Origin of the sequence: Streptomyces bikiniensis (genome assembly GCF_000716625.1) — a bacterium.
Classification (GTDB): domain Bacteria; phylum Actinomycetota; class Actinomycetes; order Streptomycetales; family Streptomycetaceae; genus Streptomyces; species Streptomyces bikiniensis.
Genome location: NZ_JNXJ01000026.1, coordinates 63989 through 83679, shown reverse-complemented (window position 1 = coordinate 83679; position 19691 = coordinate 63989). Strand labels below are relative to the sequence as shown.

The 19691-nt window shown below is 75.9% G+C and carries 19 protein-coding genes; 9 read left to right on the top strand and 10 right to left on the bottom strand.

Going from position 1 to position 19691, the window contains the following annotated elements; genetic code table 11:
- Positions 1–66: 66 nt before the first annotated feature.
- From OO47_RS21170 to OO47_RS21155, 4 genes are all read right to left on the bottom strand, one after another.
- A complete protein-coding gene (locus OO47_RS21170; protein WP_030215155.1) occupies positions 67–1029 on the bottom strand; it encodes a hypothetical protein in 963 nt (320 codons plus the stop codon).
- Positions 1026–1727 carry a hypothetical protein gene (locus OO47_RS37345; protein ID WP_030215152.1) on the bottom strand — a complete coding sequence of 234 codons (702 nt, stop codon included), beginning with the start codon at positions 1725–1727 and terminating at the stop codon, positions 1026–1028. Before OO47_RS37345 ends, OO47_RS21170 begins: the two co-directional genes overlap by 4 nt.
- Positions 1724–3268, bottom strand: a complete 1545-nt coding sequence (locus tag OO47_RS21160) for a hypothetical protein (protein ID WP_030215149.1) — start codon at positions 3266–3268, stop codon at positions 1724–1726. The genes OO47_RS37345 and OO47_RS21160 overlap by 4 nt, the downstream gene beginning before the upstream one ends.
- Before the next feature lie 68 nt (positions 3269–3336).
- Positions 3337–4056, bottom strand: coding sequence for a GntR family transcriptional regulator (locus tag OO47_RS21155; protein WP_030215147.1), 720 nt, complete (start codon positions 4054–4056; stop codon positions 3337–3339).
- 262 nt (positions 4057–4318) lie between these two features.
- Between OO47_RS21155 and OO47_RS21150 the strand changes: the two genes are divergently transcribed.
- The 3 genes from OO47_RS21150 to OO47_RS21140 are packed head-to-tail and all read left to right on the top strand — an operon-like array spanning position 4319 to position 6608.
- The gene (locus OO47_RS21150; RefSeq protein ID WP_030215145.1) at positions 4319–5089 is read left to right on the top strand and encodes a LamB/YcsF family protein; all 771 of its coding nucleotides are present in this window, start codon (positions 4319–4321) and stop codon (positions 5087–5089) included.
- Positions 5086–5748, top strand: a complete 663-nt coding sequence (pxpB, locus tag OO47_RS21145; RefSeq protein WP_051716098.1) for a 5-oxoprolinase subunit PxpB — start codon at positions 5086–5088, stop codon at positions 5746–5748. Before OO47_RS21150 ends, pxpB begins: the two co-directional genes overlap by 4 nt.
- Complete coding sequence (locus OO47_RS21140; protein ID WP_030215139.1) at positions 5745–6608, top strand: 5-oxoprolinase subunit C family protein; 864 nt, start codon at positions 5745–5747, stop codon at positions 6606–6608. Before pxpB ends, OO47_RS21140 begins: the two co-directional genes overlap by 4 nt.
- Positions 6609–6851: 243 nt before the next feature.
- On the opposite strand, the gene OO47_RS21135 is transcribed toward OO47_RS21140, so the two are convergent.
- The 4 genes from OO47_RS21135 to OO47_RS21120 all read right to left on the bottom strand — a co-directional run bounded on the left by OO47_RS21135 (position 6852) and on the right by OO47_RS21120 (position 11423).
- The gene (locus OO47_RS21135) at positions 6852–8075 is read right to left on the bottom strand and encodes a glycosyltransferase (protein ID WP_051716097.1); all 1224 of its coding nucleotides are present in this window, start codon (positions 8073–8075) and stop codon (positions 6852–6854) included.
- Positions 8076–8092: 17 nt separating this feature from the next.
- Entirely contained in the window at positions 8093–9214 is a 1122-nt protein-coding gene (locus tag OO47_RS21130; protein ID WP_030215134.1) for a glycosyltransferase family 4 protein, read from the bottom strand.
- Between the two features lie 137 nt (positions 9215–9351).
- Positions 9352–10767, bottom strand: a complete 1416-nt coding sequence (locus tag OO47_RS21125; protein ID WP_030215132.1) for a hypothetical protein — start codon at positions 10765–10767, stop codon at positions 9352–9354.
- A gap of 263 nt (positions 10768–11030) precedes the next feature.
- Positions 11031–11423, bottom strand: coding sequence for an ankyrin repeat domain-containing protein (locus tag OO47_RS21120; RefSeq protein WP_030215131.1), 393 nt, complete (start codon positions 11421–11423; stop codon positions 11031–11033).
- 311 nt (positions 11424–11734) lie between these two features.
- Here OO47_RS21120 and OO47_RS21115 point away from each other — a divergent pair, with 311 nt between their 5' ends.
- The gene (locus OO47_RS21115) at positions 11735–11929 is read left to right on the top strand and encodes a hypothetical protein (protein WP_030215129.1); all 195 of its coding nucleotides are present in this window, start codon (positions 11735–11737) and stop codon (positions 11927–11929) included.
- 37 nt (positions 11930–11966) lie between these two features.
- Positions 11967–13622, top strand: coding sequence for a membrane protein (locus OO47_RS21110; RefSeq protein WP_030215127.1), 1656 nt, complete (start codon positions 11967–11969; stop codon positions 13620–13622).
- A gap of 84 nt (positions 13623–13706) precedes the next feature.
- On the opposite strand, the gene OO47_RS21105 is transcribed toward OO47_RS21110, so the two are convergent.
- Positions 13707–15209 carry an SCO1417 family PLP biosynthesis transcription factor gene (locus tag OO47_RS21105; protein ID WP_030215125.1) on the bottom strand — a complete coding sequence of 501 codons (1503 nt, stop codon included), beginning with the start codon at positions 15207–15209 and terminating at the stop codon, positions 13707–13709.
- Between the two features lie 103 nt (positions 15210–15312).
- Between OO47_RS21105 and yczE the strand changes: the two genes are divergently transcribed.
- From yczE to OO47_RS21085, 4 genes are all read left to right on the top strand, one after another.
- Complete coding sequence (gene yczE, locus OO47_RS21100) at positions 15313–16098, top strand: membrane protein YczE (RefSeq protein ID WP_234323254.1); 786 nt, start codon at positions 15313–15315, stop codon at positions 16096–16098.
- On the top strand, positions 16095–16859 hold the full coding sequence (locus OO47_RS21095) for a glycerophosphodiester phosphodiesterase (protein WP_030215119.1): 765 nt from the start codon (positions 16095–16097) through the stop codon (positions 16857–16859). The genes yczE and OO47_RS21095 overlap by 4 nt, the downstream gene beginning before the upstream one ends.
- 88 nt (positions 16860–16947) lie before the next feature.
- Positions 16948–18318 (top strand): MFS transporter, encoded by a 1371-nt coding sequence (locus OO47_RS21090; protein ID WP_030215116.1) that lies wholly within the window; start codon positions 16948–16950, stop codon positions 18316–18318.
- A gap of 255 nt (positions 18319–18573) precedes the next feature.
- Positions 18574–18948 (top strand): RNA polymerase-binding protein RbpA, encoded by a 375-nt coding sequence (locus tag OO47_RS21085; protein ID WP_026278069.1) that lies wholly within the window; start codon positions 18574–18576, stop codon positions 18946–18948.
- Positions 18949–19058: 110 nt separating this feature from the next.
- Here OO47_RS21085 and fxsA read toward each other — a convergent pair whose 3' ends face one another.
- Positions 19059–19655: an FxsA family membrane protein gene (gene fxsA, locus OO47_RS21080; RefSeq protein ID WP_030215109.1), complete on the bottom strand. Its 597-nt coding sequence runs from the start codon at positions 19653–19655 to the stop codon at positions 19059–19061.
- Positions 19656–19691: the final 36 nt, after the last annotated feature.

The following is a 19691-nucleotide window of genomic DNA, read 5'->3' as shown; positions in this document are numbered from 1 at the left end:
GGGGTGGCGGGGTCGGCGGGGGCGGCGTGGTGGACGGGGTCAGTGGGGCGGACGGGGTCGGCGGGGTTACGAGTGGAACGGGAGGCCTGCGTCGGCCGCGAGCTCCAGGTCGTCGCCCTCGGGCGGCGGCAGGAGGGTCGCGGAGCCGTCGCTGACGGGGACGACGCCGAGGTCGAGGAGTTCGGCCATGGCGGCGGAGCCGGCCATGTCGCGGACCTGGAGCTGGTAGCGGGCGGTGGTGCGGTAGGAGCCGCCGCCCTCGTCGCCGGTGCGCTGGAGGAAGCCGGAGTCGGTGAGGAAGGCGGCGGCCTTGCCGACGATGCCGGTGGTGGAGCCGGCGAGCCGGCGGGCGTCCTTGGTGGCGCCGGTGGCGCTGCGGCGGGCGTAGGTCCGCCAGGCGGCCTCCAGGCCGGGGGCGTCGGAGGCCGGGTCGGTGTTCTCGCCCTCCTCCTCCGCGCGCTGTTCGAGCCGCAGGCAGGCCTGGCGCACGAAGGCGTCGACGCCGTTGACGGTGAACCGGCCGATGTACGCGTCGTCGGCGAGGTCCTCGGGACGGGGGAAGGCCATGGCGGCGACGGCGAGGTGGGCCAGGCCGTGCAGGAACCGGTCGGCGGAGTCCGTGGAGGCGCGGCGGGCGTAGTCGCCCATGCGGACGGCGAAGACGGAGTCCTCGGCGGCGGTGACGGCCATCCCCGCGCGCGGGGAGACCTCCAGGACGACGAGGCCGAGGCCGGTGGCGACGGCGTCGGCGAGGCGCGCGAAGGCGGGGTCCTCGCGGTAGCGGCGCAGGAGTTCGGCGTACTCGGCGTCGCGGGCCGGGAGCAGCTTGGGCTGGAGCCCGAAGGAGACGAGCCGGGCCGCGTCGGCCGCGTCGGCGGGAGTGACCCCGGAGCCGCCGGAACCGCCAGACGCGGTGGGGGCGACGGGAGCGGCCGGGGTCTGCGGGGGCTCAGGCCTGTTCCACGCGTCGGCGTGCGGGGGCTCCTGCTCGCTCCACGCGTCGGTGTGCTCGGCGCGGGTCTCGCTCACGGCTGGGGCTCCTCGGGACGGTTCTCGGTCGGTACGGCGCGGACGGCGGGCGGGGGTACGGGCAGCGGGACGGGGGTGACGGCGGCCGGGGCGGCGGCTCTCTCGACGGGAGCGGGCGGTTCGTCCGTGAGCCGCACGGCCCGTACGGAGGGGACGTCGCCCCGCCGTCGCGCGGCCCCGGCGCGGGACGGCCCGGCCAGGGGGACGGTGCCGAGACGGGGGCGGGTACGGGGGGCCTGCGCGGCGCCGGGTGCCGCCGGGGCGGCGCCGCGGCCGGGGGCCGGATCCGGCCCGGATACGGAGGCGGGGTCGGCCGCCGGGGCCGCCTCCGGGTTCCGCTCCGGTCCGGACGCGAGGTCCGGGTCCGCCGCCGGGTTCCGCTCCGGTCCGGACGCGAGGTCCGGGTCCGCCGCCGGGTTCCCTGCGGGCTCCGGCGCGGAGCCCGGGCCGGGCGCCGGGTCCGCCTCGGGTCCGGTTGCGGTTTCCGGTGCCGGTGCCGGTGCCGGTGCCGTGGCTTCCGTGACCGTGCCTTCCGTGGCCGTGTTTTCCGTGGCCGTACCTTCCGCACTCGTGGCTTCCGGACGGGGTGCGGGGACGGCGGCTTCGGGCAGTGCGGTGCCCGCCTGGTCCGGCGGTGCGGCCGGAGCGGGTCCGGCCCCGTCGGTACAGGAGGCCGGGGCGGGGGGTACGAGGGTCACGTCGCCTCCGTGCGGTCGGCGGCCATGCCCGCCGCGTCGAGGAGTGCCGTACCGACGACAAGGTCGGCGCCGCCGAACTCGGGGTCGTCCAGCGGGGTGCCGTCGTCGACGGCGAAGAGCAGCCGCTCCTCGCCCTGGCGGTAGGCGGTGCCGACCGGGGGGCTCGCCGCGTGGACGGCGAGGAGGGCGACGAGGTACGGCAGGTCGGGGTCGATCGCGCGGGCCTCGGCGAGCAGACCGGAGAGGCGGCGCGGGGCGTCGTGCTCCAGGTCGAGCAGACGCATGGCGTGTCCGAGCTGCTCCTCGCTGAAGCGGGAGTCGTCGGGGGTGGCGATCAGGTCGGGCTCGGGCATCTCCGCGCCGAGGTGCTCGCGCTCGACGGGCGGGGTGAGGAGCAGGTCGACCAGGTCGCCGAGGCGGACGGAGGCGGGGGTGCGCAGTCCGGTGCCGTGGGCGAAGAAGGCGTCGGTGGCGCGGGTGGCCTGCTCGACGGGGAGCGTGAGGACCGGGGCGACCAGCTGCCCGTACAGGTCGAGTCCGGTGTACGCGGCGGGGGCGGCGAAGGCCTGGCGGTCCTGCTCGGCGCGGAAGAGGGGTCCGGCCTCCAGGAGGCGGGACTGGAGCTGGGTGTGGCGCCGGATGCAGTCCTTGACGATGTCCACGAGTTCGGCGGCGCGCCGCTTGTGCTCGGCCGTCTTCGCGTCGGTGGCGGCCTCGGCCTCGTCGCGTGCCCGGCGGATGTTGGTGAGGATCGCGTTCTCGTGGCGGTAGCGGTCGGCGACGTGGTCGAGGGCTTCGGCGATCATGTCGGGGACCGTCTGGAGCCAGTCGACCGCGCGGACGTTGCGCCGGGTGGCCTCCAGGGTCCTGCGGAGGGTCTCGGCGTACTGCACGGTCCGGTACCGGGCCTGCTCGGCGGCGAGTTGGGCGTCGGCGAGGCGGCCCCGGTTGATGAGGACCTCCAGCTTCACCTCGGCGGCGATCTGGGCGCTGGTGACGTCGGTGTCGAGGGCTCCGACGAGGACGTTGACCGCTTCGTCGGTGGTGCGGAGGTAGACCCCGCCCCCGTACCCCGGGACCTCCTCGACGAGTTTGAAGTCGTAGTCCCTGCGGACGTAGACGCCGTCGGTGCCGAAGGTGCCGTAGACGGCGCGGAAGCCGCGGTCGACGCTGCCGACGTTGATCAGGTTCTCCAGGACCCAGCGGGCCACGCGCTCGTGCTCGGCGGCGGGGCGCTCGGGGGCCTGGGCGGCGACGCGGGGCAGCAGGCGGGCGACTATCTGCTCGTGGTCGGCGCCGGTGTCGAAGTCCATGTTGAGGGTGATCAGGTCGATCGCGGCGAGGGCCACCTCGGCCATCGCGTAGACCGTGTACTCGCCGGCCAGGTTCGCCTTGCGGGCGTCCAGGTCGTGCAGCGGGGCGGTGCACGCGAGCGCGCGGAGCCGCCGCGCGAGCCCTTCGTCGGCGGCCGGGCCCTGCGCGGGCCGCGGCCCCGCGCTGAGCTGGGGCGGAGCGAGGTCCGTCGAGGCAGGCGAAGTCACGCTGCACAGATTAGGTCCTCACCCTGACAACGGTCGAAACAGTGCGGATACGCCCGGACCCGCGGGGTTCAGCCGCGGGTGCCCGGCGGGGTGCCGGCGGTCCGGGCGCAGGCGTCCGCGACCCGGGCGCGGGAGTCGTCCAGGTAGCGGGCGAGGAGGCGTTCCGCCGTGCCGCGCTCGCCGGCGCGCAGGGCGTCCAGGATCTCCCGGTTCCGTGCGAGGAAGGGCTCGTGGAGGGCGCGCGGGTCGTCCACGAGGTGGAAGACGAGGCGGAGTTCGGCGAGGACGCCGCGCATCAGTTCGTCGGTGCGGGCGCTGCCCGCGAGGGCGACGAGTGCGCGGTGGAAGTGGATGTCGGCCGTGGCGACGCCGTCCCAGTCGTCGGCGCGGGCGGCGTCCTCGCCCGCCGCGACGGCGGCGGCGAGGCCGTCGAGGGCGAACGGCGGCCGTCCCAGGCCCCGGACGACGGCGCACTCGACGAGCCTGCGGGTGCGGTGGATGTCGGCCACGTCGTCGGCGTCGAGGACGCGGACGAAGACGCCCCGGTTCAGCTCGTGGACGAGCAGGCGCTCGTGGGTGAGGAGGCGGAAGGCCTCCCGCAGGGTGTTGCGGGAGACGCCGAGGGCGCCGCCGATGGCTTCCTCGGAGAGCCGGGTGCCGGGCGCGAAGCGGCCCTCGGCGACGCGGGTGCGCAGGATGTCCGCGACCCGTTCCGCCGTGCTCGTGCGTCCGAGCGGCGCGCGGTCGTCCGCCAGGTCCCCGGCCCCGGTCCCCGCCCGTCCCGCCACGGCGTTCCCTCCCGCTCCGTCGGCTTCTGCCGTCCTCCGCCGTCCTCCGCCGTTGTTCCCGCGGTGTCCGCCGGTCCGGCCGCACGGCAGTCAACCGCACGGGGGCGGACGGGACAACACGCTTCCCGCCGGACCGCTCCCCGCCGGATCCCCGTCGCATCACTGCCGGATTCTTGTCGGATCGTTCAACAATCCTCTACGTTGAGAGCATCCCACGGTCCCGCCGTGCCCGCGTGGGCACGCCCCACCCCGCGAGGCGCAGATGAGCACGAACCGGGTGTCGATCGACCTCAACGCCGATCTCGGCGAGGGCTTCGGCCGCTGGACCCTGACCGACGACGAGGAGCTCCTGTCGGTGGTCACCAGCGCCAACGTGGCCTGCGGCTTCCACGCCGGGGACGCGGCCACCATGCGGCGCGTGTGCGACCTCGCGGCCGCGCGCGGGGTGCGGATCGGGGCGCAGGTGTCCTACCGGGACCTGGCGGGGTTCGGGCGGCGGTCGATGGACGTCCCGGCGGCGGAGCTGGCAGCCGAGGTGGCGTACCAGATCGGCGCCCTGGAGGTCTTCGCCCGGGCGGCGGGCTCCCGGGTCGCGTACGTGAAGCCGCACGGCGCGCTCTACAACCGGGTGGTCCGGGACGGCGAGCAGGCGGCGGCCGTCGTCGAGGGCGTGCTGCTCGCGGGCCGGACGCTGCCGGTCCTGGGGCTGCCCGGCTCCCGGCTGCACGAGGCCGCCGCGGCGGCCGGGCTGCCCGTCGTCGCCGAGGCCTTCGGCGACCGGGCCTACCGGGCGGACGGCACCCTGCTGCCGCGCGGGCAGGAGGGGGCGGTCGTCACCGATCCCGCCGAGGTCGTGGAGCGGTCGGTGGCCCTGGCGCGGCTCGGAACGGTCACCGCGCACGGCGGGGCCTCCGTGTCCGTCCGGGCCCGTTCGCTCTGTCTGCACGGGGACACCCCGGGCGCGGTGGAACTCGCCCGGCGGGTCAGGGAGAGCCTCGAATCCTCCGGGGTGCGGGTGGAGGCCTTCGTATGAGCGAGGACCTTTCCGGTGCCCCTTCCACGGACGTACGCGTGCGCGTGCTGCGCGTGGGCGAGCGGGCGCTGCTCGTGGAACTGGACGGCGGCGCCGAGGCGGAGGCGTTCCACGCCGAGGTGCTGCGGCGGCGGGCGGCCGGTGTCCTGCCCGCCGTGCGGGAGGTCGTGCCGGCGGCGCGGACCGTGCTGCTGGACGGGGTGACGGACCCGGACCGGCTCGCCGCCGAGCTTCCGGGCTGGGAGGTGGGACCGCTCTCCGCGCGCGTGGAGCGGGTGGTGGAGGTGCCGGTCCGCTACGACGGGCCCGACCTGGCGGAGGTCGCCGCGTGCTGGGGCGTGTCCGCCGAGGAGGCGGTGCGGATCCACACGGGGACCGGGTTCCGGGTGGCCTTCTGCGGGTTCGCGCCGGGCTTCGGCTATCTGACGGGGCTCGACGAGCGGTACGAGGTCCCCCGGCGGGCCACCCCGCGTACCGCCGTCCCGGCCGGTTCGGTCGCCCTGGCCGGGCCGTACACGGGTGTGTACCCGCGCTCCTCCCCCGGTGGCTGGCAGTTGATCGGCACCACGGACGTGGTCCTCTGGGACACCGGGCGGGACCCGGCGGCGCTCCTCTCCCCCGGCACCCGGGTCCGGTTCACGGCCGAGGACGCGCGGTGACGGGCCGGGGGGTGGCCGTGGTCCGGCCGGGGGCGCTGACCACCGTGCAGGACCTGGGGCGGCCGGGGTACGCGCACCTGGGCGTGGTCCGCTCGGGCGCGCTCGACCCGGCGGCCGTACGGCTCGTCAACCGGCTCGTGGGCAACGCGGAGGGGGCGGCGGTCCTGGAGACCACCGTCGACGGGTGCGCGGTGCGGGCCCGGTGCGCGGTGACCGTGGCGGTGGGCGGCGCGCCCTGCCCGGTCCGGGTGGACGGGCGCCCGGCCGCCTGGGGCACGGCGGTGCGGGTGGCGGCCGGATCGGTGGTCGAGGCCGGGACGGCCGTACGGGGGCTGCGGGCGTACGTGGCATTCGGCGGCGGGATCGAGGTCGAGCCGGTGCTCGGCAGCCGCTCCACCGACCTGCTGTCCGGCCTCGGCCCGGCGCCCCTGGCGCGGGGGGCGGTCCTGCCGCTGGGCACGGAGACGCCGGTACGCGTGCCGATCGACGTCCCTCCCTGGCCGGGACCGCCGGACGCGCTCGTGCTGCGGGTCCGGCTCGGGCCCCGCGACGACTGGTTCACGCCCGGCGCGCTCCGTACCCTCGCCACGCGCGCGTACCGGGTGTCCCCGGCGAGCAACCGGATCGGGCTGCGGCTGGAGGGCCCGGCCCTGGAGCGGGCCGTGCCCGGGGAGCTGGCGAGCGAGGGCATGGTGCTCGGCGCGGTCCAGGTGCCGCCGGACGGGCGCCCGGTGGTCTTCCTCGCGGACCATCCGACGACCGGGGGCTATCCGGTGGTCGGGGTCGTCCGGGAGGCCGATCTGGGCGCGGCCGCCCAGGCGGTGCCGGGGACGGCGGTGCGGTTCGTACCGGTGCGGTGAGGTGGGGTCCGGCCCTCCGTCACGGCCGCGAGCACGGCGGCGAGGGCGTCGTCCGCGCGCACGTCGAGGGGCCCGGCGCCAGGGACGGGGCCGGAGGTGGAGACGGGGCCGGGGTCGGGACTGAAGTCGGGCGGCCCCGGTCGGTTTCCGGCGGCGCCGTCCCCGCGCGCGTGGTGTCCCCGGTCGTCGGCCGGCCTCCCTCGCCGTCGACGGTGCTTCCCGGCCGCCGGTCGGCGTCCCCGATCATCGGTGGACCCCCTCGGGGGCGCGCGGCTCCGGGGCGGGCAGGGCGTCGTGGGCGCGGAGGAAGGCGGTGACGGAGCGGTCCCAGGCGAAGCCCTCCGCACGCGCGCGTGCGGCCCGACGGCGGACGGCCTCCGGGACGGCGAGGAGGCTCTGGACGCCGGAGGCGAAGGCCGCCGGGGTGTCGGCGGCGGCCGCCCCGGCCGTGCCGACGACCTCCGGGAGGGCCGAGGAGGCGCTGACGACGACCGGGGTCCCACAGGCCAGGGCTTCGAGGGCGGAGAGCCCGAACGTCTCGGCGGGCCCCGGCGCCAGGCAGACGTCGGCCGCCGCCTGGAGGTCGGCCAGGGCCTCCCGGTCGGCGAGGTGCCCGACGAACCGCACCGGCAGGCGCCGCTCGCGCGCCCGCCGCTCCAGGGCGGCCCGCAGCGGCCCGTCGCCCGCGACCACGAGCGCCGCCGAGGTCCCCACGTCCCGCAGCTCCTCCAGGGCGTCCAGGGCCGTGCCGGGCCGCTTCTCGACCGAGAGGCGGGAGCAGAGCAGGAGCAGCACCCGTTCCCCGGCCGCGTACCGGGCCCGCAGGGCGGCGTCGCGGCGGCCGGGCCGGCAGTGGTCCAGGTCCACGCCGAGCGGAGCCCGTACGACGTTGCGGGCCCCGATCCGTACGAACTCGCGCTCCGCCCACTCCGTCGTGCAGACGATCCGCGCGAACGCCCAGGCGGTGCGGCGGTTGAGCCGGTCCGCCGCGCGGGCCGCGAGGGCGGGCGGCACGCCCCAGGTGCGCAGGACCCCGTCCGTGGTCTCGTGGGAGACCATGACCGAGGGCACGCGGGCGCGTCGCGCCCACTCGCCCGTCCACCGCAGGGTGGTGCGGTCCGAGACCTCGATCCGGTCGGGGGCCAGCTCGTCGAGGAGGCGGGCGACCCGGCGCCGGTCGGCGAGGACCCGGTAGCCGCCGGTGCCGGGGAGCACGGGCCCGGGGAGGGTGACGACCCGGCCCTGCTCGGTGCGGCGGTCGCTCGCGGTGGCGCCGGGGACGACGAGGACCGGTTCGTGCCCGGCCGCCAGGTAGCCGCGGCCGAGCCGGTCGAGGGCGGTGCGGAGGCCGCCCGAGGCGGGGGTCACGAAGTTGGCGAGCCGCACGATCCGGAGCCCGCCGCGACCGCCCGTACCCGTACCCGTGCCCGTACCCGTGCCCGTATCCGCACCCGTATCCGTACGCACGGCAGTCCGTGTGTCGTTCACGCCGCCACCGCCGTCCGCTCGTGCAGGACCTCCCGGTAGTGCCCGATCAGTTCGTCGCCGAGGGCCTTCCAGGTGCGGCCCTCCACGGCGGCGCGGCCGGCCCGGCCGTGGGCGGCGCGCAGGTCCGGCGCGGCGGCGAGCGCGGCGACGGCGCCGCGCAGGAGGTCCGGGTCGCCCGGGGGCACGAGGAGCCCGGTGCGGCCGTGGTCGACCAGGTCCAGGGGCCCGCCGGCGGCCGGGGCGACCACGGGCACCCCGCTCGCCATGGCCTCCTGGACGGTCTGGCAGAAGGTCTCGTACGGGCCGGTGTGGGCGAAGACGTCGAGCGAGGCGAAGGTCCGGGCGAGGTCGGCGCCGGTGCGGCGGCCCAGGAACCGGGCGCCCGGCAGGGCGGCGCGCAGGGCGGGCCCGCTCGGGCCGTCCCCGACGACCACGACCCGTACGCCGGGGAGCGCGCACACCCCGGCGAGCAGGTCCACGCGCTTCTCGGGGGCGAGGCGGCCCACGTAGCCGACGAGGAGTTCGCCGTCCGGGGCGAGGGCGCGGCGCAGGGCGGGGTCGCGCAGTTCGGGACGGAAGCGGGCGGTGTCGACCCCGCGGCCCCAGAGCCGGACGCGGCCGATGCCGTGGGCCTCCAGGTCGCGCAGGGCGGCGGAGGACGGGGCGAGGGTGCGGTCGGCGGCGCCGTGCACGGCGCGGAGGCGGCGCCAGGCGGTGCCCCCGCCCGCCCCCACGTACGTGCGCGCGTAGCCGGCGAGGTCGGTCTGGTAGACGGCGACGGCGGGGATGCCGAGGCGGGCGGCGGCCGTCATCCCGCGCACGCCGAGGACGAACGGCCCGGCGAGGTGGACGAGGTCGGCGCGGTGCGCGGCGATGGCCGCGGCGACCCGGCGGCTGGGCAGGGCGACCCGTACCTGCGGATAGCCGGGCAGGGGCAGGGAGGGCACCCGGACGACGGCGCAGGGGGCGTCGGCGTCCGCGGCCGGGTCGGCGACGGCGGGGGCGATGACGAGCGGGGCGTGGCCCCGCCGGACGAGGTGGCGCGCGGTCTGCAGGGCGCAGTGCGCCACACCGTTGACGTCGGGAGGGAAGGATTCGGTGACGATGACGACACGCATACGGGTGTTGTCGTCGCGCCCGGCGTGTCCCCGTCGAAGTCGATCTGGACGGGGAGGGAACGTCCCGTGAGCGTTTCCCGCGCGGGGCCCGTGGAGGGGCGGGCCGCTCCACCGGCCCGACCCGCCCCGGGCAGGTCCTAGACCTGCAGATCCGGCCCTATCCGGTTGCGCACCGCCAGCTGGACCTCGACCTCCTCGGCCGGGTCGGCGGCGAGGCGGCGCAGGCGTTCGGCGACGCGGATGTCGCCGGTCTCGGCGTGCTGGGCCGCGACCTCGCGGGTGGTCTCCTCGCAGTCCCAGAGGCATTCGACGGCGAAGCCGGTCGCGAAGGTGGGGTCGGTGGCGGCGAGGGCGCGGGCCGTGCGGCCGCGCAGCTGGGAGGAGGCCGTCTCCCGGTAGACGTGGCGCAGCACGGGAGCGGCGCAGGCGATGCCGAGGCGTCCGGCGCCGTCGACGAGGAAGGGGAGCGCGGGGGCGTCGGGGCCCTGGGAGCGTACGGTCTCGCGCAGCGCGCCGAGGACGGAGGGGGAGTCCTCGGCGGTGCCGCGGCAGGCCAGCACCTCGGAGGCGGCGGCGCCGAGCGCGTCGGGGCGCCGGACCCACGCGCGGGCACGGGCGACCGCGTCGTCGCCGCACATGCGCCGGTAGGCGGCGACGGCGGCCTCGGCGACCTCGCGGGAGCCGTCGTCGGCGGCGTGCTCGACGAGGTCGAGGACGGCGGGGTCCCGTGCCTCGGCGAGGTGGTGGAGGGCGGCGCCCCGGGCCCCTTCCGCGCCGTCGCGGGCGGCGGCGAGGAGTTCGGGCCGGTCCTCGGGGCCGGCGACGGCGGTGAGGCAGCGGGCGGCGGGGCCGTACAGGACGGCACCGCGCTCGTACCCCTCCTGCGCCCAGTCGAGGACGGCGCGCACGCTCCAGCCGGGGCGGGGCCCGGTGGGGCGCATCTGGCGCTGCCAGCGGTCGAAGGAGCCCTGCTCCATGGCGGCCCTGACGCGGGGCCCCACGGCGTCGCGCCGGTCCTCGGCCCACAGCCGCCAGGGGCGGGGCTCGAAGGCGTCGCGCACGGTGCGGGCCAGCTCGGCGTCGCCCTCGGCGCCGGCCGGGAAGCGGGCCAGGACGGAGGGGGCGAGCGCGCGGAGTCCGGCGTCGTCGTCGCGGAGGGCCAGCTCGTCCAGGGCCCAGGCCCAGTTGGTGCCGGTCGCGGCGTAGCGCCGGAGCAGCAGCAGGGCGTCCTGGCGTCCGTAGGAGGCGAGGTGGCCGAGGACGGCGAGCGCGAGCCCGGTCCGGGACTCCTCGGTGTCGAGGTGGTCCTCGGCGCCGAGGAGGTGCGCCTCGATCTCGTCCAGGCCGCCGTGGAGGTCCAGGTAGAGACGGGCGTAGTAGAGGGAGCGGTTCTCGACCTGCCAGTCGTGGCGGGGATCGTCGAGGACGCAGTGGTTCAGGGCCGCGAGGGCTTCGGCGCGGGGCGCGGCGAGCGCGTGCAGGGTGCCGTCGCCGCGGCCCCGCTGCAGCAGGCCGAGCAGGGTGCCGCTCGGCGCTATGACTGGTTCGAACATGGGAGGACGCCTCACATCAAGCTGTCGACACGACCGGGGGATGCCGGGATGACCGGGATGAACCGGGTCAGGCGGTACATCGGTGTACGCCTAGGCCGTGCGGCGGCATGTCGGTCCGCTCGTCGTCCTGCGCTTGCCAGTGATCATCTTCCTCTGCCTCTCGTCGGTGGCCCGTTCTGCCGGGTCCGACGTCATGATGACCCACCCATTTCGCCACCGCGACCACATTTACGACGCCGCCTCACCTGGGGTTCAGCGCCCGTTCACCGGGCTCCGAAGAGTTCCAGGAGTTCGGCCCTGCCGAACATCCGGGCGGTGTCGGCGGCGGACGGAGTCCCTGCCTCCGGATTCGCGCCACCGTCGAGGAGGGCGCGGATCACGTCGGTCTCGCCCTTGAAGACGGCGCCGGCGAGCGGGGTCTGACCGCGGTCGTTGGCGCGGTCGGCGTCGGCGCCCCGCGCCAGGAGGGCGGAGACCGCGGCGGCGTGGCCGTGGTAGGCGGCGAGCATGACGAGGGAGTCGCCCCGGTCGTTGGTGAGGTTCACGGGGACGCCCGCGTCGACGTAGGCGGCGAGGGCCTCGGCGTCCCCCGCGCGCGCGAGGTCGAAGACCTTGGACGCCAGCTCGATGACCTCGGGGTCCGGAGTCTCGCTCATCGGGTGGGACCGCCTCTCTCCTACGGTGTCGGGCCGCGCGCGGGGAGCGCGGCCGTACGGGTGAATCGACAGGGTACTGCCCGTCCGGGGACATGACCGTGCGCGACGGAGGCAAAGATCACGGCGTCCCGTCCCCTCCGGAACCGCCTTAAGGGCACCCCGGGCGTTTCGCCACCGGGCCGGGCGCGCGCCGTCCGCCGGTCAAGTGAAATACCCCGTTTTTCACTCCAATGCACCTTTAGTCACATAGATACTTGCCGTGAACCTGGAAGAACTCGTGGTGACTGTCCCCTCACCCAGGAGAACACCCAATGATCCTGTCCATCTCAGGCGTGGTCCTGCTCGGCATCATCTGCTTCCTGTTCTTCAAGAAGGACGGACTCAAGGCCTCCCACGCCCTCGTCTGCTCGCTGTTCGGCTTCTACCTCGCGGGCACCGCCATCGCCCCGAGCATCACGGCGGGCGGGCAGAGCCTCGCCGGCCTCCTGGGCGGGATCAAGTTCTGACGCCCCTCAGCCCCTTCCACCACTTCAGGAGTACGACGTGGCCCGGCGACCACTCCCCCGCATTCTGAGCAGCGGCAGCGCGCAGATCGCCCGTAGTCGAGAGATCGCGCGCACGGCCGCCGACAGCGCCACCGATGTGCTCCATCCGCTGATCACGGTCTCCCGCGGTCTGCGGAAGCTGGCCGCGTCCGCGCGCGCCAAGTGGGCCGCGACCCCCAAGGAGCGGCGTGGTCCCACGCTGTTCCTGGTCGCGGCCTGCGTCCTGGTCGTCGCCCTCCTGCCGTACGGGCCGTTCCTCGCGCTCGTCGTGCTCATGGGCGCCGCCGCGTGGAAGGGGCGCGAGCGTCCGGTCGTGAAGACCGGACCCGACGAGGCGGAGACCGCCCGCCTCAAGGGCCTGTACGAGGCGCTCGTGCCGTGCTTCTCCGTCCCCGAGGACCCCTCCCCGCTCTTCTCCCACGGGGGCGACTGGAGCGGAGCCTTCGGGGAGTACGCCTTCGACGGGGACGGACGGCTCACCCGGCTGCGGATCTCCTACCCCCCGTACTTCGCCGACGGCGAGCCGGCCGCGCGCGCCCGCGTCGAGCAGTTGCTGCACGCCAAGTCGGGGCGGGGCCGCGAGTACCGCTTCGACTGGGACGAGGAGGGCAACCGGCTCGTCCTGAGCGTGCTGCCCGCCCTGCCCACCACCATCGCCGCCCAGCGCTTCGTCACCGTGCCGGGCGAGACCGTCCTCGGCTTCACCGACGCCGACGCCGTGCAGCGGACCGTGCCGGTGGTCGCGGGGGAGGCGACGGAGGACGCCCCGGCCGTGGTCTGGCGCACCGGGCCCCGCTCCACCGAGCCGCACCTGCTGGCCGTGGGCCGGCCGGGCAGCGGCACCACCTCCCTGCTGCGCTCGATCGCGCTCCAGGCGCTCCCCCACGGCGACGTCCTGATCGTCGAGGGCGGCGGGACCGGCGAGTACGCGTGCCTGACCGGCCGCGCCGGGGTCCTGGCCGTCGAGTGCGGGCTCTCCGGGGCCCTGGCGAGCCTGGAGTGGGCGGCGCACGAGACCGAGCGGCGCCTGATCGCCGCGAACCGGGCCCGGCAGGCCGGCCTGCCCGCCCCGGAGGACACCCGGCGCCCGCTGTGGATCCTGCTCGACCGGCCGGGCGTCCTCGGCCACCTGGCTGCCGCCGACGGGCGCCCCGACCCGCAGGAGCTGCTCCGGGTGCCGCTGCGGCACGGGCGGGCGGCGCAGGTCACGGTGGTGGTGGCCGAGCAGTTCGACGACGTGGACATGCTGAGCGAGGCGGTGCGGAGCCACACCAGGGCCAGGATCGTGCTCGGCCCCGCCGCCCCCGGGCAGATCGAGGCCGTCCTCGGCGCCCAGCCGCACACCACGCCGACGCCCGACGTCCCCGCGGGCCGCGGCTACGCGCGCCTGGGCACCGGCCCGGTCCTGCGGCTCCAGGTGCCGGCGACGCCCGACCCATACGACGACGCGACGAGCGACGCGCACCGCCGGGCGGTCCTGGACCTCCTGCCGGAGCGGAGCCCGGCCGCGCCCGCGACGGCTCCCGCGCCGACGGTGCTGATCGAGAAGATCCCCGTCACCTCCCCCGAACCGGCCCCGGCCCCCCGCGCCGAACCGGCCCCGGCGGGTCCCGGTCCGGGGCCGCTGCACGCCCCCGTTCCGGCGGAGGGCTGAGCACCGGACACGCCGGAGGGGCGGGTACGGACACCACGTCCGCACCCGCCCCTCCGCACGTTCCGGTGGGCGGCCCCGGTGCGACTACGCGACGAACGACCGCGGCGGTTCCGTCCCCCCGCCCGCCGCCCCCGACTCGACCAGGCGGGCCGCGGCCGCGAGCCGGACGGCCGCCTCGTCGGCGACCGGGCCGCCGACCGTGAAGGGCAGCCGGACGAAGCCCTCGAAGGCCCCGTCGACACCGAAGCGGGGGCCCGAGGGCACCCGGACGCCGACCCGCTCGCCCGCCTCGGCGAGCCGGGAGCCGGAGAGGCCGCCGGTGCGCACCCAGAGGGTCAGGCCGCCGCGCGGGACCGTGAACTCCCAGTCGGGCAGCTCCCTGCGGACGGCGGCCACGAGCGCGTCCCGGTTCTCCCTGGCCTGTTCGCACCGCAGGCCCACGGCCTCCTCCCAGCCGCCCGTCCGCATGAGCCAGTTCACGCCGAGCTGCTCCAGGACGGGGGTGCCGAGGTCCGCGTAGGCACGGGCGGCCACCAGGGAGCGGATGACGTCGGGCGCGGCCCGGACCCAGCCGATGCGCATGCCCGCCCAGAGGGCCTTGCTGGCCGAGCCGACGGTCAGGACGGTGGAGCCCGCCGGGTCGAAGGCGCAGACCGGCCGGGGCGCCTCCAGGTCGGCGTCGAGGCGCAGCTCGGCCATGGTCTCGTCGACGACGAGCACCGTTCCGGCCGAGCGGGCCGCCTCCACCAGCTGCCGCCGCTGGTCCTCGTCCGCGAGCGCGCCGGTCGGGTTGTGGAAGTCGGCGACGACGTACGCGAGGCGGGGAGCCGCGTCCCGCAGCACCTGGCGCCAGCGGCCCAGGTCCCAGCCGCCGAGCCCCTCGGACATGGCGACGGGCACGAGCCGGGCCCCGGCCTCGCGCATCAGCTGGAGGATGTTGGCGTACGAGGGGGACTCGACGGCGACGCGCTCGCCGCGCCCGGCGAAGAGGTGGCAGATCGCGTCCATGGCGCCCATGGCGCCGGTGGTGACCATGATCTGTTCGGGCATGGTGGGGATGCCGCGGGCGGTGTACCGGTCGGCGAGCATCTGCCGCAGCACGGGCAGGCCCGCCGGATAGTCCCCGTGCGTGTGGGCGTAGGGCGGCAGCTCCTCCAGGGCGCCCTGGAAGCCCCGGGACAGCCAGGGCTCGGGGGCGGGGAGCGCCGCGCAGCCGAGGTCGATCATCGAGCCGAGGGCCTCGGGCGGCAGCGGTTCGAGGCCGCGCGCGGGCAGCGGGTTCCCGGCGGGGACGGCCGTCCAGCTGCCGGCGCCGCGCCGCGACTCCAGGAAGCCCTCGGTGCGCAGCGCCTCGTAGGCGGCGGCCACCGTGGTCCGGCTGACGGCGAGCGCGAGGGCGAGCTCCCGCTCGGCGGGCAGGCGGGCGGCGACCGGGACGCGGCCCTCCAGGACGAGCAGGCGGATGCCGTCGGCGAGGGCGCGGTAGGCGGGCGGCTTGCGGGCGCCGGGCACGGCGGGCCGGGCCTGCTGCGCCTGGAGTTGCCGGGCGAGCTGCGCCGGCCCCACCGCCGAAGTCCACTGAGCCATGGAAATCAGTCCACCTTTCCCGAATTGGCCATGGTTGGCCTTCAATCCCCTGCCACAGAGTGGCACGAGTCAGTCCACTACCACCACCCTGGGGGGCAGCACCTTGTCCATCGCCTCCGGCCTCCGCGGCCGGCACCTCACCCGTCGTCTGATCCAGCTGTACGTGGGGCTGACGCTGTACGGCGTCAGTTCGGCGCTGCTCGTGCGCAGCGCGCTCGGCCTGGAGCCCTGGGGCGTCCTCCACCAGGGCCTCGCGGAGAAGACCGGGCTGACGATCGGCGTGGTGTCGATCGTGGTGGGGGCGGCGGTGCTGCTGCTGTGGATCCCGATCCGGCAGCGGCCCGGTCTCGGCACGGTCTCCAACGTCTTCGTGATCGGCCTGGCGATGGACGGCACCCTGGCCCTGGTCCCGGAGTCCGACGGCCTGGCCGTGCGGGTGCCGCTGCTCGCGCTCGGAATCGTCCTCAACGGGGTCGCGACCGGTCTGTACATCGCGGCGCGGTTCGGTCCCGGCCCGCGCGACGGCCTGATGACCGGTCTGCACCGGCTCACCGGCCGCTCCATCCGCCTGGTGCGGACGCTGCTCGAAGTGGCCGTGGTGGCGACCGGCTTCCTGCTCGGCGGCTCGGTGGGCGTCGGCACGGTGCTGTACGCGCTCTCGATCGGCCCGCTGGCCCAGTTCTTCCTGCGCCGGTTCGCGGTCCCGGAGCGGGAGGGCGGCATCACGGTGGCCTCTTCCGGCCCCGCCCCCGCGGAGGGCCCCGCTCCGGCCGGGGAGCCCGCTCCGGCCGGGCAGCCCGGTCCGGCGGAGGACGCCGGCCCCGTGACGGCCTCCCGTCCCCCGGTGGTCGCCCCCGGGACACCGGAGCAGGCCATACTGCGGCGGTGACCCGCGTACGCCACCCCTATCTCGACCATCCCGCCCCCCTCCCGTTCGCCCACCGCGGCGGCACGGCGAACGGCCTGGAGAACACCGCGGCCGCCTTCCGCCGGGCCGCCGCGGCGGGCTACCGCTACTTCGAGACCGACGTCCACACGACGTCCGACGGGGTGCTCGTGGCCTTCCACGACGCGACCCTGGACCGGGTGACGGACGCCTCGGGCCGGATCCGCGACCTGCCGTGGGCGGCGGTGCGCGAGGCCAGGGTGGCGGGCCGGGAGCCGCTGCCGCTCTTTGCCGACCTCCTGGAGGAGTTCCCGGAGGCCCGCTGGAACGTGGACCTCAAGGCGGAGTCGGCCCTGGGCCCGCTGGTCGACCTGATCCGCAGGACCGGCGCCTGGGACCGGGTCTGCGTGGGCTCCTTCACCGAGGCCCGGGTGGCCCGGGCGCAGCGCCTGGCCGGTCCGCGGCTCGCCACCTCGTACGGGGTGCGCGGAGTGGTCGGGCTGCGGCTGCGGTCCCTGGGCATCCCGGCGGCGCTGCGGGCCGGGGCGGTGGCGGCGCAGGTCCCGGAGCGCCAGGGCGGGGTCCCGGTGGTCGACCGGCGGTTCGTCCGGGAGGCGCACGCGCGCGGGCTCCAGGTCCACGTGTGGACCGTGAACGATCCGGCCCGGATGAACTCTCTCCTCGACCTGGGGGTGGATGGCATCATGACCGATCACCTGGAGACGCTGCGCTCGGTGCTGACCGAGCGGGGCGCGTGGACCTGAGCGCGCTCCCGGGCGGCCCGGGACGGACCGGGGAGAACACGGACCGCAAGGGGCACGCGCCCACGGGGACGAACGAGGGGGCACGGCCGTGACCGCTGACACCACCGGGCCGGAGGAGCACACCGCCGGCCCCGCCGAGCGGCGGCGCGAGCAGCGCGGCTGGTACTTCTACGACTTCGCGTGCTCGGTGTACTCGACGAGCGTGCTCACCGTCTTCCTCGGCCCGTACCTGACCTCGGTGGCGCGGGCGGCGGCCGACCCGGAGGGGTTCGTCCACCCGCTGGGCGTGCCCGTGCGGGCGGGCTCCCTCTTCGCGTACGCCGTGTCCGCCTCGATCGTGGTCGCGGTGGTCGCGATGCCGCTGGTGGGCGCGGCGGCCGACCGCACGGGCCGGAAGAAGCCGCTGCTCGCGGCGACCGCGTACCTGGGGGCGACCGCCACGGCCGGGATGTTCTTCCTGGACGGCGACCGCTACCTCCTGGGCGCCTTCCTGCTGATCACGGCGAACGCCTCGCTCTCGGTCTCGATGGTGCTCTACAACGCCTATCTGCCGCAGATCTCGGAGCCGGACGAGCGGGACGCGGTCTCCTCGCGCGGCTGGGCCTTCGGCTACACGTCCGGCGCGCTGGTCCTCGTCCTGAACCTGGTCCTGTACTCGGGCCACGACTCCTTCGGGCTCACCGAGGGCGAGGCCGTCCGGATCTGTCTGGCCTCGGCCGGGGTGTGGTGGGGCGCGTTCACCCTCGTGCCGCTGCGGCGGCTGCGGGACCGGCGGCTCCCCCCGGAGGACCGGGAGCGGGCCGGCGGGGGCGCGGTCGGCAGCGGCTGGCGCCAGCTGCGGGCGACCCTGAAGGACATGCGCCGGCACCCGCTGACGCTCTCCTTCCTCCTCGCGTACCTGGTCTACAACGACGGCGTGCAGACGGTGATCTCGCAGGCGTCCCTGTACGGCTCCGAGGAGCTGGGCCTGGACCAGACGACGCTCATCACGGCGGTCCTGCTCGTGCAGGTGCTCGCGGTGGCGGGGGCGCTCGGCATGGGGCGGCTCGCCCGGTCGTACGGCGCCAAGCGGACGATCCTGGCCTCGCTGGCGGTCTGGACCCTGATCCTGGCGGCCGCCTACGTCCTGCCGGCCGACGCGCCCGTCTTCTTCTACTCCCTGGCGGCCGCGATCGGCCTGGTCCTGGGCGGCAGCCAGGCCCTGTCGCGCTCGCTGTTCTCGCACCTGGTGCCGCGCGGCAAGGAGGCGGAGTACTTCTCGGCGTACGAGATGAGCGACCGGGGGCTGAGCTGGCTGGGTCCGTTGGTGTTCGGTCTCGCGTATCAGCTGACGGGAAGCTACCGGGATGCCATCATCTCCCTGTTGATCTTCTTCGCCGTCGGCTTCGCGCTGCTCGCCAGGGTGCCGGTGCGGCGGGCGGTCGAGGCCGCAGGAAACCCGGTGCCGGAGCGTATTTAGACGTGGCGGTGAAAGGGCGGTAGTGTACGCGTTTGGCCTGCCAGGCGGACCGTTACTGCGTGCTGCTTTGGTGAAGACACCACGTCACACCTGCCGTCAGATGTGACAAAACGGGCACTGGTGGGTACAACAAGGGGCGGCACGACGGGCGACGCATGACCCGGCACGGGAATCTTTACCGCCGACCGGACGTTGACCGGATAACGACGACAGCGACATCTGTCCTGTGGGCGACAAGCCCGGGAGGCACGATTCATGAGTGAGCGAGCTCTTCGCGGCACGCGCCTCGTGGTGACGAGCTACGAGACCGACCGCGGCATCGATCTGGCCCCGCGCCAGGCGGTGGAGTACGCATGCGAGAAGGGACATCGCTTCGAGATGCCCTTCTCGGTGGAGGCGGAGATTCCGCCGGAGTGGGAGTGCAAGGTCTGCGGAAGCCAGGCGCTTCTGGTGGACGGGGACGGTCCCGAGGAGAAGAAGGGCAAGCCTGCGCGTACGCACTGGGACATGCTCATGGAGCGGCGCACCCGCGAGGAGCTGGAGGAGGTCCTCGCCGAGAGGCTGGCCGTCCTGCGCTCCGGCGCCATGAACATCGCCGTGCATCCGCGCGACAGCCGCAAGTCCGCCTAGCGGACCGCCGGACGGGCAAACGCCGCGGGGCCCGGTACACGAAGACGTGTACCGGGCCCCGCGGCGTTTGTCGTACGGGCTCCCCCCGAAGTCCCGAGGGGGCGCCGAGGTCAGGGCGTCAGGGGCGGGCGGGAGTCGTCGGCCCGGTACGGGCCGCGGGGGGCGTCCTCGCGGACGACCTCGCCCTGGACCACCTTGCCGTCCGGGCGGTGGATGCGCGCCTGCTGGAAGGCGTCCTGGAGGCTGCCGGGGGTCGCGGCGCTCATCCGGCGCTCGACCGCCCTCTCCGCGGACCGGCCGAGGAAGGAGCGGACCGGGGGGATCAGCAGGAGCAGGCCGGCCGCGTCGGAGATCAGGCCGGGGAGGATCAGGAGCAGGCCGCCGAGCATCAGGAAGCCGTTGCGGTCCTCCGCGCCGGTCCGCTCCGGCGCGGAGGGCACCCCGCCGGTCCGGGCGGCCTCCTGGGCCTGCTGGAAGGTCGAGGTCAGGTTGCGGAAGGCGCGCCGGCCGGCCCGCTTGACGACGACGGTGCCGAGCACGGCACCGCCGACGAGCAGGGCGAGGACGGTCAGCCCGCCCGCCGCGTCCGCTACCACGGTGAGCAGCCAGATCTCCAGGACCAGCCAGGCGGCGAGGCCGAGCGGGAGGAACGTACGCGCGCGGGAGCGCTTCTTGGGGGCGGGGGAGGGCGGTACGCCGGTCGTCATGGTCCCCAGTGTGCCTGGAGCCCCGCCGGAACGGCG